Source organism: Variovorax xiamenensis (genome assembly GCF_050916385.1).
Taxonomy (GTDB): domain Bacteria; phylum Pseudomonadota; class Gammaproteobacteria; order Burkholderiales; family Burkholderiaceae_C; genus Variovorax.
The window spans coordinates 1,541,338-1,555,514 of the sequence record NZ_CP139038.1; the positions used below are offsets into that span (position 1 = coordinate 1,541,338).

Genomic DNA, 14,177 nt, shown 5'->3' on the forward strand with positions numbered 1-14,177 from the left:
CATGACCATGTTCATGCAAGTGCCCTGCGGCGAGGCCGCAGAGATCGACTGCGCCCCGCCGCCGCCTGAATTTCCGCATCCGGATCTCCAGGCGCTGCTGGTGACGAACTACACCGCGCTGCACCGGCGGCTCACGCGGTACCTGGGCTGCGCCGACGCGGCCAGCGAGAGCCTGCACGAGGCCTGGATGAAGCTGGCCGGAGTCCGCTTCGAAGGCACGCTGCAAAGCCCGGTGGCCTACATCTACCGCGTGGCCTGCAACGCCGCCACGGACCGTCTGCGCGCCGAGCGGCCGTGGCAGTTCACGGGCACGGAGGAGGACATGCTGGAGCACCTGGCCGACCACGCGCCGGGGCCCGCACTCATCGCCGAGGCGCGCTCCGACCTGCAGGCGGTCGAGCGCGCGATGCAGGTGCTGCCCAACCGGCACCAGGACATCCTGGTGGCGCTGCGGGTGCACGAGCTCACCCGGCAGGAGGTGGCGGTGCGGCACGGGCTGTCGCTGCGGCGCGTGGACACCACGCTGCGTCAGGCGCTGCTGCACCTGTCTGTCCTGCCGGTCGGCCGCTTCGGCGGACAGCAGTCATTCAAGGCTGCTGCCGAACCTGCGGCATGACAGGCATCGAGGCGAGGTCTTCTCGACGACCGAGCCAGGATTCCTGTTTCTCGTCTGTGCGAAAAAACTCGGCGATGCTGCGTGGCAAGATCGATCTGCGCGCCGCAGCATCGGGCCGGCAGGCGAGCCAACAGTCAAACCATTCATGAAGTTCGGATACACCATCATCTACGTGCCGGATGTCGATGCTTCGCTGCAGTTTTTCGAGCAAGCATTCGGCTTCTCCAGACGCTTCCTGCATGAATCCGGAACGTATGGCGAGCTCGAGAGCGGGGGAACGACGATTGCGTTTGCGGCGCACGAGTTGGCATCCGCGAACTTCGAAGGCGGTCATGTTTGCGCTTCGGAATCGGCGAAGCCTTTGGGGATGGAGCTTGGCTTTGTCACCGACGATGTCGAATCTGCGCATTCGCGTGCACTGGCGGCCGGTGCGACCGAACTGGCTCCGCCTCGCGCCAAGCCCTGGGGGCAAGTCGTGTCCTATCTGCGCTGCCCGGATGGCGCTCTCGTCGAGCTTTGCTCGCCCATCGGCGCCTGACGTGCACGGGCTGGTTCGGGCCATGACCGGCCATTCGCGCAGTCGCAGCCAAGCTGGCGCACGAATCAGTTTCTCGCCGCGCTCCTGAACGCAGCAGAAAGCGCGTCCACGGCATCCCGCGGTCGACCTTCCCGGACCCTGGAGTGCAGCAGGACAGGCAAGCGCGGCAAGTCGGGTAGACCCAGTCTGGGACCCACGTCGACGCAGCCCAGGGGCAGCATGCGCGGCGCCAACGCCGCGACCCCCAGCCCGGCCATCACCGCCGCCGCAACGGCTGCGACGCCGCCGCCCACAAAGACCTCGGTCCAGGGGATGCCGGCCGTATCCAAGAGTTGCGCCGCCAACGCGCGCACCCCGCAGGGCTGCGCCATCGTGGCCAGCGGCAGTGGCTCGCCCGCGCGGTGCTGCCAGTTCGTGGCAGCGAACCAGCCGAAGCGCTCCTGTGTCAGGACCTTCCCGTCGGTCCGACCGGCGTGCAGCCGGACGATGACCGTGTCGAGTTCCCGCCGGTCGAAGCTCTGGAGCAGATCGCCCGACGAGCCGATCCGGATATCGATCAGCAGCTGCGAGTCTTGCGCGTTCATGCGGGCGATCAGCGCGGGCAGCTCCGGTCCCGCCACGTGGTCGCTGATGCCGATGGTCAGTCGCTGGCGAGCGCTTGCAAAGGCCACCAGCGCGCGATCGTGGACCGCCAGGAGTTCTCGGGCATGCCCAAGGAAGGCGGCACCCCGCGCCGACAGTTCCACATGCCGGGGTGTTCGCTCAAGGAGTCGGCAGCCCAGCCGGTCTTCAAGACGTTTCAGTTTCTGGCTGATCCCTGCCTGAGTGGTCTGCATGACTTCTGCGGCGCGCGTGAAGCTGCCCAGTTCGGTGATGCGAACGAAGGCCTGAACGGCGTCGAGATTCAGAGGGCGATCAGTCATGACAAAAGATTGTTATTGAGATAATTATCAATAGCAAATCGGAATACATAACATCCGCTGTTTCAACATGACTTGGAGTAGCGATGCCGATCATTCACATCTCGATGCGCGCAGGAAAGCCAGAGGCCTACCGGCAGGCGATCTTCGACAGCCTCTATCGCGCCTTGCGTGACGCGTTGAACGTGCCGCAGGACGATCAGTTCATGACGATCACCGAGCACGAGGCCGCCAACTTCCGATACGGAGGGGCCTTTGGAGTCGCGCGCAGCGACGATCTCCTTTACATCCAGATCACCGTTTTCAACACGCGCACCGCTGAGCAAAAGAAGGCGCTGTTTCAGCGCATCGCGCAGCTGCTGGCCGAGAGCCCGGGGATACGTCCGGAGGATGTTTTTGTGACCATTGCCGATGCTCCCAAGGAGAACTGGTCCGTCGGGCACGGGTTGGCGCAATTTGTCTGAGGAGTGGCTGCTTTGGGTGGGCCATGTCTGCAACGGGCCCATACGCGACGGTAGCGCGACCGGCTACAGTCGGCCAGGATCTGACACTCGCGATGGTCCGGCTCACGCGCCTGGGTCTACGGATTGCCTAGGCTGCCAGGGCGTTTCAGCCCTTTCGCATGGTGATTGCATGAAAAGGGCAAGTCACTGCGCAATCGCTGCAGCCCGTGCACCGATCCGCGTCTTGAAGCGTCGACGACTTCTTCCATTGCTGGACTTCAAGGCTGAGAAGGTGAAGGTCGCACGCGGCGACGCACCAGCCGCAGCCCGTACAACGCGCGGCGTCGACAACGGGCAGCCAACCGGGTCTGTGCGGGCGGCGAGGCTGATGTACATCCATCTATGATTCCAACGAGCCGTATCGGCCCAGAAGGTAGCATGCCGCCGGTTTCATTCAGCCAGAGCCAAGCATTCGATATGACACCTCGTTTCCCCAACATCCAGAGTGCGGTTGAAGACTCCTATGCCATGGAGCGCACAAATGGGTTTCTTTGCTTAGCAGCAATGAGATCCTCAACAACCTTCTTTGCGATGCAAAGACTGGCTGCAACTGGTGGACTAGCCCAGTTGAAGGACTGTCCTCCTTGGCTCGTGGCGGAGCTCTATCAATGGATGGATGTGTATGCGGAGAAAGGTAGGCTTTGCTTTTTATCCAATCTCGGCGAAGTCGATCATTCCGCGCTTGCCAAGAGGTTGCTGGAGATCCTTCCCCCCAAAGAGTCATTCGGTCCATCAATCAACTTGCAGGTGGCTGAACTGCACCACCCCTCGGGAAGGGTACAGAGGCACTTTACCTATTACGTTTTCCCTCAAGATGGCTTCCACATACTACATGGGCTCCATCGCGAGTACTCTGAAACGGGCGTACTTGAAGAGACAGAGTTCAGGCATGGAGCAGCACTCAGTCACTCGCGCACATTCGGTGCCACCGGCCACGAAGCCAGAGGTTCGAGCGCCGCCTAACCCTTCCGTCAAGCCGGGCGCCGCCTCTCGTGGCAAACGCTAGGCGTCCGTAGACGGCGTTTGGCCACTTCCGCTTCGGGCAACTTTCTGCATGCTTCTTGTAGCGGGATCCGGCCAGAGCCGATCGGTCGCTCTGTTTGGAGAACTTAAGTCACAACCAGTCATTCGAGAAGAACATGCACTTCGAAACCAGTGATGAGCTGCTGAATTTTGTAGAGAACTGGGTAGGCTTCAGCGGATCAGGTTATGACTACGACGCTAAAGGGCTACTACTCCTGTTGAGAGCCAGTCTTAGAAACATGCAAAAGCACTTCATCGAAGGAGACTTTGAGGATCTACAGGGCTTTTTTAGCGATGAAGATCGAGGGATTCTGAGCCAGCTCTTGCATTCGCCCAGCTAAATCAAAAATGACACCTACCGGCCACAACCAGTCATTTGCCTCTTGCCAGTTACTTTGAAGCTATCCCTATCTCTGGTTTACCTGTCAGAGAGGCGTGGAGATTGAACCACCATGTCCCAACTCACAAAAACCTCGCTTCGGGCGCGACTGGATGCGATTCCTTGGAGCAATTTCAGGACCTGCCTCGGCCCAGCGGACAAGATGGGGGAAGTACTGGAACGCCTCGCAAGTACCGACTCGGCCGCTGCACTCGCTGCAAGCCGCGAACTCTGGTGCGATTTGGTTTCGGGTGGTATCGGCCCTCCGCCAGTAGCGATTCATGCGCTCCCGTTTGTTCTCGACGTCTTGCCTCAAGCCGGTGAACAACTGACGACTGAACTCCTTGAGCTTATCTGGCGCTGCGTTCACTTCGACCGACCAGATGAGACGGCAACTTTTCAAGAGCTGCGGCGCATGGTCATCGCGCAGCGCACGCGCCTGTTCGGGTACGTCACCGACCCCAACCAGGAAATAGCAGAGTTGGCGAAGGACATCCTTGCCGATATAGGTGAGAAGACCGTCAGCAGTAAGCCCGCTTAAGAGGGGGGACTGTCTGTTGTAGGCCCACTGACGGCGGCGCGCCTACGGCAGAATGCGGCCAGCAGAAGACTTTCGGCAACAACCTTTATTCGACCGACTATGCGCATCCTCACCTCCGACGACGTCGTTGTAGTTTCCCAAGAGAGCCTAGCTGATTCAGACGCCTCTGCGGTCATCGAATCGAATGTCTCGTTCGTGAACGCTTTGCGCAGTGAGTATTTGCGACAGGAGGAAATCTCGCGCAACGCATGGCTTAGCTACTACGCAGACTACTACCTGCGTCAAGTAGAGAACGGTGGGTTCTCACAATTCCTATACAACTCCAAGCGCGCGGAGCCCGGAATGACATTCGTGCGCCAAGGGCTGGACGCAATCGGCGCGCGTCGGCATCTCGCGTTGCTAAAGGAAGGAGAATCCCTCGCCGACTCACTGGGCTCACGCATTCGCAAGTTTTTCTCATCTGGTTATTTCGGAAAGAACACGGAACGCGATCGACTTGATGTGATCACCGAGCGCTTTTATCGACTGAATGAGACGGAAAACATCGAACAACTGAACGCCGCATGGTTGAAGTCGAACCCCAAACTTTTGGCCATCCCCCACGCAGCAATGCGTGAGCAGGTGGAGTTGAGAGCAAGAGCTCTTCCAGACCGCGGACAACGGGAGGCAGCGGCGAGGGACAGCGAACATGTATGGATGAAAAACATTCGGGCAGTGTGCGCGGCGGCGGATCAGCAACTCATCCGACTTAATGCTGGGAGCGGATACATGCACGAGGGAAAGACCGTTTTCGCTCATCACTTCTCTACCGACAAGGGCCATCACTTCATGATCGAGGTTGATGGTCAATCGATGCTTTTCGACGGTACAACGAAGCAACGAATATTGGCGTTACCCTCGATCTCCGATTCTTAGCGAGATATCCCCGTTCGGCCAGAACCAGCCGTTCAACAAGACCCCCGAATTCATGCTGAATGCTTTCGATGAACGCTCCATACAGCCAAAAATCACCAGGACCTTGGTCTCCATCTGAGCACGAGTTTGAGCTTGCTGAGGAAGCGTTTGACGAATGGAAGCGGACTGGGTCCACCAGCCTTGGGTGCCCCCACTGTTCGGCGGAACTAAGCTTCTTTGACGGTGGCAGTGGCCACTCGATCAAGTGCAGCGGTTGCCAACTCAGCTACACGGTCCGGGGCATTTAGCAGCTGTCGGCCAGTATCGGTCGTTGCGAATAGACTTCTTTAGAGCAGTGCGTCAAGTCAAAATAATTTCACAGAAGGCTATCTATGCGCACTCGCCGCGCACACTTCTGGCTGTGTTGCATGCCCGGTCAGATCGAGAATTACGAAGAGCGGCTATCCGGCACGCCGATGAGAATTCAACGAGCCAAGGAGCCCTTGAGCAGGTTCGGGCCATACAGCTATATCTTCATCGATAGCCCGACATATGACGAGCCTATCGAGTTTGTTTTGGAGTCGCTTCTCGACATTCTGGAGCCGTATACCGAGATGATGCTTGGGCTAGAAAAATCTCTCGCGGGCATTAAAGTAGAAATCAAAAGCAGCAATCCGAGATACGACGAACAGATTGACTCAAAAACGTTCGTCAGGTTCGCAGCACTAAATCTAGATGTGGCATTTGCTTTTGAGTATGTACCTGAAGACGTTGGGACTTCGTTAAATCTCCTCTGAGTAAAGAAACGCCGTAAACGGCCGCTTTGGCGCCCCGAATTCGCGAGGATGAAAGACCGCAGTGGGCCGTGAGCCGAAGTTCGCTGCGCTCTAAAGCAGCCGTTCGCCCAATGCGCTAGCAGCATCACACTGCTTGCCCATATCCCCTGGTCTTTCCAGTTCTAACGGTCGGCGCCCCAGATCTCGCCGCACATCAAGCCCTGGGCGCGGTCGATGTCGCAGGCGAGTGCGTCGCGCTTCTTTTCTGCGAGGCCAGTTCGCAGATAGCCAAGGCCGTAGTACACGTCCCTGTGGATTGCCACGACACCGAGGACTGGGTCCCAGTCCTCGCGCGGCAACCAGTCGGTGAGCGACGCCAATACCTCGTTGTCCAACGCGCGCGCAGTTGGTCATGGTCGGCAAACAGCCAGGCGATACGTCGACGCCGCTCGTTGTGAATCCAGCCCGTCCAGACTGCGGACGATTTCGTCAATGCAAGCCATGCAAGCGGCCAGAAGGGCTTCGAGTTGCGTCCCTCTCAGGCGCTTGAGCGTCTTGTCTCCGGTCCATCGCCAGGCAAGGACCACGGCTAGCGAGCTTCCCCGGGCAAGCTGCAGCCGGTGTAGTACACACGGCACCCGGTATCACCATCGCTGCTGCAGATCGCCATGCTCTTCTGTATGGCCTCCTCCTTCGTGCCTGCACCGGCTGTACTGAATCCGCGGCTGCCAACGCTCATCGCGCCGCACCCGTTGGAGTAGGAGAGCTGAAGCTTGCAGGGCGCTCCTCCCTTGGCCTGGCAATCCGCCAATGCCTTGCCTGCGGCACCTTGCTCGCTGCGCTCCCCGGTGGCAGTTCCGAGCACGCCCTTCACTCCGTCGGTGGCGATCGCCCCCCAACGAGACCCCACCTGGAGGGGGGCGCCACGGTCGTTGGGCTTGGGGGATTGCTGCGAATTGAGTGCGGGCCCGCAGGACGTCGCGCTATAGGGAATCCAACCCGAAGGGCAAGCCACCTGCGCGTGAGCCTGGGAGCCGAAGAAAAGCACGCTCTGCGAGGCCAGGAAGAATACGAGGGGTGCTCTTTTCATGATCTTGTGATCTCTCCACTGCCATCAGCTTCGGAATCGGCCGGTCGAAACGCTGAACACCCGATCAGTTGTTGAGCACGCCGAATGGCAACGTCCATCCCGGAAGGCTGCTCCCCGCGTTCAACGGCACGTGACCGTAGGGCAGGAACGCCGGGCCGGAGCGACGCTGCGCCGTCTCCTTCGGCGTATGACCGAACTCGGCCTTGAAAAGGCGATAGAAGTACTTCTCGTCCGCGAAGCCATGACTCCATGCGATCTCGGCGATTCGTACATGTTGACGCTGCGGGTCGCTGAGCACCTGATAGGCATGACGCAATCTCCTGCGCCGGATCTGCCGCATGATCCCGCCGTCTTCCTCGAACAGCTGATAGAGCTTGGCCCGCGACACGCCGACGTCCCGGCAGATCCGTTCGGGTGTCAGGTCAGGCTCCAGCAGGTGCTCATCGATGTGATGCCGGATCCGCTCGAGCAGGCCCCTGCGGATGGGGCTGCTTGCCTCGTGAATCGCCTCGACCGTTGGCGAAACGGCGGCGGCCATGAGCAGCAGCGTCGACTGGACGACGCCGGGCACGTCCTTCTGTTGCAGGCTGGAGAGATTGCGAAACAGCGACAGTATCTGATCGCCCAGGAGGCGGCCGATGCCGCTTCCGAGCGTTCGATCATGCAGAAGTGCGGCGGAGCCGGGCAGCAGGTGCCTGGGCACGACGACGCTGATCACGTCCCCGGCTTCGACCATGCAATCGTTGATCTGCGCAACATCGTAGAAGAACAGATCGCCGGGCTTCTTGATGGAATCCGGGCCCATCGATCGACGGGTCACTTGCCCGCTGAGCAGCAACGTAAAGCGAAAGGATTCCTGGCCGTCCAGGCGGATGCGCCGTGCGTTGCGATGGACCGCGTAGGTCAATGGCCTCGGCCGCTTCGGCCAGCGCCTCCCCGAGATGACCAGCGGGCCGAGTGCAGCGCCGGTGGCTTCCGCGTCGAATGCGCCGTAGCCGTCATCCTCGAACCGGCAGTCGCAGAGGTTGTCCTTGACCCAGAGGTGAAATCGATCCCGCTCGGGGTAGTCGACCGTGGAGAACCTGAAGACAGGAACGGCGTCCGACTCATCCATGGCAACGAGCTCTCTTCTCATGACCCGAGGATCATCGCCGATCGGCGTTGCAACACAGGCAAACCGCTCCGGGAACATCTCATCTTGTGAGCCTCGACGGCATCCAGGCATGCATCGGACATCTTCGTGGCGTCGCAACATCGAGCGCGCATCCTAGTCCGGCACTTTCGGGACCGAGGTGCAATTTCATCTACATCGGGTGGAAACTGGACACTGCCGCACCCGCTACGCTTCGACGATCGTTGCGTCAGCCTCGCCTTGACGCAGCTTCATACCAAGCTCTCGTCATGCTGTCACACCCATTGCTGAATCTCGTTGATGCATCTGCCGTGCCGGAGGCTGCGCGACCGGGTGCATCAACGAATGCGCCCGCACCGCGCGCGATCGGCCCGATCTTCCGGGACGAACTGATCCGGCGTGCCGTTCCCAGGGGAAAGATGACCGACTTCCATGCTGGCGCAAGACTTACCGAGGAGGGTTGAACATGGCCAGCAAACTGCGTGAGCGATACACATGGTCCGCATCGAGATCTCCGATCACCATGAGATTTCTGCCGCCCCTGCTCATCTGCCTGTTCGGCATCCAGCCGCTCGCTCATGCGGAGGGTGGCTGCCCCGCCGGCACGGTTCCCGAAGGCGGGCCGGGAACGTCCTCCTGTCGGCCTCTTCCTGGCTCGGGCCAACCGGGGGCGCAGGCCTCTTCAGGGCCGCGAAGCGTCACGTACATCGAGCGATGGGGAGCTGTCGCCCTGGATGCCCAGTACACGGGCAACATCGGTGCGTCGCGCGACAAGTCCAGCCGGGCCGAGGCGGAAACAATCGCGATGGCGAACTGCATTTCCCTGGGCTCGAAGAAGTGCGAACTGGTTTCCGCATACTCCAACGGATGCGTCGCGCTCGCGAAGAGCGACACCCACTACAGCGTTGCGAGCGCACGCAAGTCGAGCGAAGCGGAAAGCAACGTGCTGGGGCTGTGCGCCGATACCTCCTGCAAGGTCGTCTACAGCAGGTGCAGCATGGCAGTGCCCATTCGCTGAGCCGCCAGGCCAACCAGGGACACCCTCCGCGCTCTGCTGCCTGCTCGGCACGAGTATCAAGCGATGGCGCCATCACGAGACAGGCGTGCGATCTACTCCCGTCGGTCAAAAGTCCTGATCAAGGCACCGCAACCAAGACTTCGTACGACAAGGTCGAATGCCTCGGCCGACTCCCGGCGCGCGTGGGGACCGGGACGATCGACGGTCGACGAATGGCGCCACGCTAGACGAGGTTGTGCCCGCCATCGATGCGGATGGTCTCGCCCGTGGTGAACTCGCTCGTCATCAGGTAGATGTAGGCGGGGGCGATGTCGGCCGGCATCGCGATCCTTCTCGCCGGCAGGCGGGCGGCCATGCCTTCGAAGAAGCCGGCCTTGGCATCGCCGACCGCGCTGTCCCACATCGGCGTGTCGACCCATCCGGGCGACACGATGTTGACGCGGGTCGGCGCCAGTTCCAGCGCCAGTGCGCGCGCGAAATAGCTGAACGAGCCTGCGATCGCCGACACCACGGAGCCTCCGGGAACCGGCGGCCGGTCCTTGTTGATGCCCGAGGTGAAGGTCATCGAGCCGCCCGGCCTCAGCGTTGCCGCGGCATGCTTCGCCAGCACGACCGCGCCGAGGAGCTTGCTGTCGACGAAGGCCCGCACGGCCTGCATGTCGGTGCTCGCGATGGGGTCGCCCGGTGGCAGCGTTCCGGCCGTGGCGACGAGGTGGTCGAACGGGCCGACCTTCCCGAACAGCTGGGACACCTCGTCTTCGTTCGACATGTCGGCGGCAATGCTTTCGAGACGAGGGCTCGCGCCCAGCGTTCGCTGCGCGGCCTGCAGCTTCTCCTGCGAGCGGCCGACGATCACGACATCCGCGCCATGCTCGAGGGCTGCCGCGGCCACGCCGAGCCCGATGCCGGAGCTGCCTCCGACGATGACGATCTTCTGATTGGCGAGTGCTTGCATGTGAATCTCCTGCGTTCGGTGGTGGGGTGATCGGAGGGAGCCGGACTGGCCGGGTCTTGCTGATTCCAGTGAGTGACGTTCATCAATTGATGGTCATTCTGGTCATCGCCTGATGGACAGACAAACCAGAAATTGGCAAGAATCTGTGAGTACTGCTCACAGATGCCATGCCCCGCAAGCTTCCACCGCTCAACACCTTGCCGTGCTTCGACGCCGCCGCGCGCCACCTGAGCTTCTCGAAGGCCGCGCAGGAGCTCCATGTCACGCCCGGCGCCATCAGCCGGGCGATCAAGCACCTCGAGGAGCAGCTGGGCATCCTGCTGTTCGAGCGCGAGACGCGCTCGGTGCGGCTGACGGCCGTCGGCGAGCCCTATGCGCGGGCGGTCCATGCGGTGCTCGAGCAACTCGCAACGGCCACCGAATCGGCGACGACACGCCGGTCCGACTCGATACTGACCGTCAGCACTTCCGGCGGCTTCGCGGGCAAGTGGCTGGTGCCGCGCCTGCATCGCTTCCACCGCGCGCACGACGACATCGACGTGCGCGTATCGACCACCGGCAGGCTGACCGACTTCGTCGGCGACGGCATCGACATCGCCATCCGCTATGGCGCGGGCAGCTATCCGGGGCTCGCTTCGGAATTTCTCGCTGCCGAGGAGGTGTTCCCGGTCTGCAGCCCCAGGCTCATGAAGGGCGCGCATCCGTTGCGCAAGCCACAGGACCTCAAGCACCACACGCTGATCCGCGATGGCTATCCGATCGACTGGGCGGCGTGGCTCGGCAGCGCCGGCGTCAAGGGCGTACGCGCCCAGGGCGGGCTGACCTTCGATGCCTACACCTTCGCGATAGAGGCCGCCGTTCAGGGCGAGGGCGTGGCGCTCGGCAGGACCATGCTCGTTGCGGACGATCTTTCATCGGGCCGCCTGGTCCGGCCGTTCGAACATGCCGTGAAGGCGGCTTCCAGCTTCTACGTGGTCTACCCGCCGGACGCGATCCGCCAGCGCAAGGTGCGGGCCTTCCGCGACTGGCTGTTCGCGGAGATGAAGGCGCAGGAGGCTTCGCGCCCGCTGGCCTGAAGCGGGCGAGTCCACCGGCATCCGCGTGCACCAGTTGCTGCCGGGTGCAGCCCGCTGACCTATGATCCGCAGCAACAAGCCCGGAACCGGGCGGCGACAGCCACCCGTTTCCTGTCGTCGGACTTCACAAGGCCCGACGACGCTTCGGCTCCTGTTGGACTCAACACGAGCAGATCAAGATCGCATGATCGTGCGACCTCCGGCGATTCCGTCACCGGCGCCATCGAACCAGCTTCGACGGCGCCATGCCCAGGAGTTCGACAGTCATGCAATCGCAACAGGAAGCCCCGCGCCTCCCGATCCTGATATTCCTTTCCGCGCTCGCGGTCCTTCCGGTCAACATGTTCGTGCCGTCGCTGCCGGACATCGCGAGGGATCTCGGCGCCGATTTCGCGCTCGCCAACATCGCGGTCGCCGGCTATGCCATCGCGACGGCCTTCGCGCACCTGGCCGCGGGCGCGCTGTCCGACAGGTTCGGGCGCAAGCCCGTCGCGTTGTTCGCGCTGGCGATCTTCACGATCGCATCGGTGGGCTCCAGCCTTGCGAACGACATCTGGACGTTCCTCGCGTTCCGGCTGTTCCAGGGCAGCGTCATCGCGGGCTACGCGGTGTCCCTCGCCGCTATACGGGACACCTCCGAAGAGCAGGCGGTGGCGAGCCGCATCGGCTACGTGTCTTCCGCGTGGGCGGTCGCCCCGATGATCGGTCCGATGGCCGGCGGGGCGCTCGGCACGCAATTCGGGTGGCGCTCGAACTTCGTCGTGTTCGCCATCCTCGGCGTGGTCGGCCTGTGCCTCGTGAGTTTCCACCTGCGCGAAACGAATCGCCATCGCGCGAGCTCGATACGCCTGCAACTTGGCGGCTATCGCGAGCTGGGCCGGTCGGCGCGGTTCCGGGCGTACGTCTGCTGCATGGCCTTCTCGATCGGAACGCTGTATGCCTTCCTGGGCGGCGCACCTCTGGTCGCGGCCCGGGCCGGCGGAACGTCGAGCGTGATGCTCGGCTTCTACATGGGCCTGGTGCCCGCGGGCTTCATCCTCGGAAGCTATGTGGTCGGGCATGGCGGCGCGCGCCACACGGCGACCGCGCTCATTCTTGCCGGCCGCGCTCTCACCTGCGCAGGCCTGTCGATCGGCCTGCTGCTCGCCGCCGCAGGCGTCGTGCATCCGCTCGCGTTCTTCGTTCCCTGCATCGCCGTGGGCATCGGCAACGGCTTGACGATGCCTGCCGCGAACGCGCGGGTGCTGTCCATCCGGCCGGGCTTTGCAGGCACGGCTTCAGGATTGGCGGCGGCGCTCACGGTGATCGGTGCTGGAGTCGTCTCGTTCGTGGCGGGGCTGGTCGTCGACGCATCGAACGCGCGCCTTGCAGTGCCTGGCGTGATGCTGGCCTCGTCGTTGCTCTCCTTCATCGCGGCGATGTTCATCGTGCGCGCGGAAAAGGCGCAGAGCTGAGGTATCGCAGGCTAGGCCCAGTCCTTCAGCCCGCTCACAGCTTCGACAGCGGCGTCTGAAGGTCTGCGAGCCGATCCGCATCGACGCTCGTGCCGCGCTCGATCAGCCGCCGCCCGAATCGCAGGTCGCGCGCCGCGTTCGGCCCGAGCGCGGCAACGACCTTGCCCGCATCGAGAAAGAACACGACGAAGCTGTCGCTCTCCATGTCGCCACGCATCACCACGCGATGCCCGGGTGCCGGCATGCCGAATATCTGCAGGTTGATGCCGTACTGGTCGGACCAGAACCACGGAAGCGGCTGGTGGTTCACCTCGATGCCCAGCGCGGAGCGCGCGGCCGCGATGCCTTGCTCCTGGGCGTTCTGCCAGGACTCCAGCCGCATCCGGCGGCCGGCGCGTTCGCAGTGCCAGACGGCGACGTCACCGGCGGCGAGGATGTCCGGGTCCGATGTGCGGCATTGCGAGTCGACCACGATGCCGCCTTCGCACTGCAAGCCCGCTTCGCGCGCGAGTTCGTCGTTGGCGACCAGGCCGATGCCGGCCAGCACCACGTCGCAGGCCAGGGTCCGTCCGTCGACGATCGTCGCGATCAGGCCGGCGCCATCTTCAGCCTGCACCAGGCGTTCGATGCCCGCGCCCAGTTCGACGCGAACGCCGTTCGAGGCGTGAAGGCGCAGCAGGTAGCTGGAAATCTCCGGAGGAACGGTGCGTTCGCAGAGCCGCTGCATTGCTTCGACGACGGTGACGTCGAGGCTTTTCTTCCGCGCAGTCGCAGCCACTTCGAGCCCGATCCACCCGCCGCCGACGACCAGCAGCCGCTTGCCCGGAACAAGCGCGGCACCCAGCGCGGTGGCATCGTCGAGGTTGCGCAGTGTGAAGACGCCAGGCAGCTCCGATCCCGGAATGGCCAGCTGCCGGGCCCGGCCTCCGGTGCAGAGGATCAGCTTGTCGTATCCGACTACGTCGCCACCGCTCAGGTGCAGCTGCTTCGCGGCGCGGTCGATGCGCGTCGCGCTCACGCGTGGGCGCCATTCCACGTCCAGTGCATCGAAGGCTTCGGGCTTCTGCAGGCTGGTCGTCTCGGGAAGCGCTTCGCCGGCGAGCACCGCCTTCGACAGGGGAGGGCGCTCGTAGGGGCGATGCGCCTCGTCGCCGACCAGCACGATCCTGCCGGCGAAGCCCTCGGCGCGCAGCGTCTGCGCCGCCCATCCGCCGGCCTGGCCGGCGCCGACGATCGCGATCGTCCGTTCTTCCGCGCTCATG

General features: G+C 62.7%; 18 protein-coding genes. 11 read left to right on the top strand and 7 right to left on the bottom strand.

Annotation, left to right across the window (positions count from 1 at the left end):
• Nucleotide 1: 1 nt before the first annotated feature.
• Entirely contained in the window at nt 2-616 is a 615-nt protein-coding gene (locus SFB74_RS06590) for an RNA polymerase sigma factor (RefSeq protein WP_432729967.1), read from the top strand.
• A 145-nt stretch (nt 617-761) separates the two neighbouring features.
• Complete coding sequence (locus SFB74_RS06595; RefSeq protein WP_432729968.1) at nt 762-1,154, top strand: VOC family protein; 393 nt, start codon at nt 762-764, stop codon at nt 1,152-1,154.
• Nucleotides 1,155-1,219: 65 nt separating this feature from the next.
• Here the strand turns inward: SFB74_RS06595 and SFB74_RS06600 are convergent, their stop codons facing one another.
• A complete protein-coding gene (locus SFB74_RS06600) occupies nt 1,220-2,077 on the bottom strand; it encodes a LysR family transcriptional regulator (RefSeq protein WP_432729969.1) in 858 nt (285 codons plus the stop codon).
• Nucleotides 2,078-2,160: 83 nt separating this feature from the next.
• On the opposite strand from SFB74_RS06600, the gene SFB74_RS06605 reads away from it, so the two are divergent.
• Nucleotides 2,161-2,538 (top strand): tautomerase family protein, encoded by a 378-nt coding sequence (locus SFB74_RS06605; RefSeq protein WP_432729970.1) that lies wholly within the window; start codon nt 2,161-2,163, stop codon nt 2,536-2,538.
• A gap of 145 nt (nt 2,539-2,683) precedes the next feature.
• On the opposite strand, the gene SFB74_RS06610 is transcribed toward SFB74_RS06605, so the two are convergent.
• A complete protein-coding gene (locus SFB74_RS06610) occupies nt 2,684-2,917 on the bottom strand; it encodes an ATP-binding protein (RefSeq protein WP_432729971.1) in 234 nt (77 codons plus the stop codon).
• Between the two features lie 2 nt (nt 2,918-2,919).
• Between SFB74_RS06610 and SFB74_RS06615 the strand changes: the two genes are divergently transcribed.
• The 5 genes from SFB74_RS06615 (at nt 2,920) to SFB74_RS06635 (ending at nt 6,211) form a co-directional block, all read left to right on the top strand.
• On the top strand, nt 2,920-3,540 hold the full coding sequence (locus tag SFB74_RS06615; protein WP_432729972.1) for a hypothetical protein: 621 nt from the start codon (nt 2,920-2,922) through the stop codon (nt 3,538-3,540).
• A 176-nt stretch (nt 3,541-3,716) separates the two neighbouring features.
• Nucleotides 3,717-3,941: a hypothetical protein gene (locus SFB74_RS06620; RefSeq protein WP_432729973.1), complete on the top strand. Its 225-nt coding sequence runs from the start codon at nt 3,717-3,719 to the stop codon at nt 3,939-3,941.
• Between the two features lie 111 nt (nt 3,942-4,052).
• Entirely contained in the window at nt 4,053-4,520 is a 468-nt protein-coding gene (locus tag SFB74_RS06625) for a hypothetical protein (RefSeq protein WP_432729974.1), read from the top strand.
• A 99-nt stretch (nt 4,521-4,619) separates the two neighbouring features.
• Nucleotides 4,620-5,435 (top strand): DMP19 family protein, encoded by an 816-nt coding sequence (locus SFB74_RS06630; RefSeq protein WP_432729976.1) that lies wholly within the window; start codon nt 4,620-4,622, stop codon nt 5,433-5,435.
• Between the two features lie 407 nt (nt 5,436-5,842).
• A complete protein-coding gene (locus SFB74_RS06635) occupies nt 5,843-6,211 on the top strand; it encodes a hypothetical protein (RefSeq protein ID WP_432729977.1) in 369 nt (122 codons plus the stop codon).
• Nucleotides 6,212-6,372: 161 nt separating this feature from the next.
• Here SFB74_RS06635 and SFB74_RS06640 read toward each other — a convergent pair whose 3' ends face one another.
• From SFB74_RS06640 to SFB74_RS06650, 3 genes are all read right to left on the bottom strand, one after another.
• Entirely contained in the window at nt 6,373-6,585 is a 213-nt protein-coding gene (locus tag SFB74_RS06640; RefSeq protein ID WP_432729978.1) for a hypothetical protein, read from the bottom strand.
• Between the two features lie 194 nt (nt 6,586-6,779).
• A complete protein-coding gene (locus SFB74_RS06645) occupies nt 6,780-7,280 on the bottom strand; it encodes a DUF4189 domain-containing protein (RefSeq protein WP_432729979.1) in 501 nt (166 codons plus the stop codon).
• Between the two features lie 64 nt (nt 7,281-7,344).
• Nucleotides 7,345-8,394, bottom strand: a complete 1,050-nt coding sequence (locus SFB74_RS06650) for a helix-turn-helix domain-containing protein (RefSeq protein ID WP_432729980.1) — start codon at nt 8,392-8,394, stop codon at nt 7,345-7,347.
• A 484-nt stretch (nt 8,395-8,878) separates the two neighbouring features.
• On the opposite strand from SFB74_RS06650, the gene SFB74_RS06655 reads away from it, so the two are divergent.
• On the top strand, nt 8,879-9,430 hold the full coding sequence (locus SFB74_RS06655) for a DUF4189 domain-containing protein (RefSeq protein WP_432729981.1): 552 nt from the start codon (nt 8,879-8,881) through the stop codon (nt 9,428-9,430).
• Nucleotides 9,431-9,653: 223 nt separating this feature from the next.
• Here SFB74_RS06655 and SFB74_RS06660 read toward each other — a convergent pair whose 3' ends face one another.
• Nucleotides 9,654-10,385 carry an SDR family oxidoreductase gene (locus tag SFB74_RS06660; protein WP_432729982.1) on the bottom strand — a complete coding sequence of 244 codons (732 nt, stop codon included), beginning with the start codon at nt 10,383-10,385 and terminating at the stop codon, nt 9,654-9,656.
• Between the two features lie 167 nt (nt 10,386-10,552).
• Between SFB74_RS06660 and SFB74_RS06665 the strand changes: the two genes are divergently transcribed.
• Nucleotides 10,553-11,461 (top strand): transcriptional regulator GcvA, encoded by a 909-nt coding sequence (locus tag SFB74_RS06665; protein WP_432729983.1) that lies wholly within the window; start codon nt 10,553-10,555, stop codon nt 11,459-11,461.
• A gap of 266 nt (nt 11,462-11,727) precedes the next feature.
• The gene (locus tag SFB74_RS06670) at nt 11,728-12,915 is read left to right on the top strand and encodes an MFS transporter (RefSeq protein WP_432729985.1); all 1,188 of its coding nucleotides are present in this window, start codon (nt 11,728-11,730) and stop codon (nt 12,913-12,915) included.
• A 34-nt stretch (nt 12,916-12,949) separates the two neighbouring features.
• Here SFB74_RS06670 and SFB74_RS06675 read toward each other — a convergent pair whose 3' ends face one another.
• Nucleotides 12,950-14,176 (bottom strand): NAD(P)/FAD-dependent oxidoreductase, encoded by a 1,227-nt coding sequence (locus tag SFB74_RS06675; RefSeq protein WP_432729986.1) that lies wholly within the window; start codon nt 14,174-14,176, stop codon nt 12,950-12,952.
• Nucleotide 14,177 lies beyond the last annotated feature (1 nt).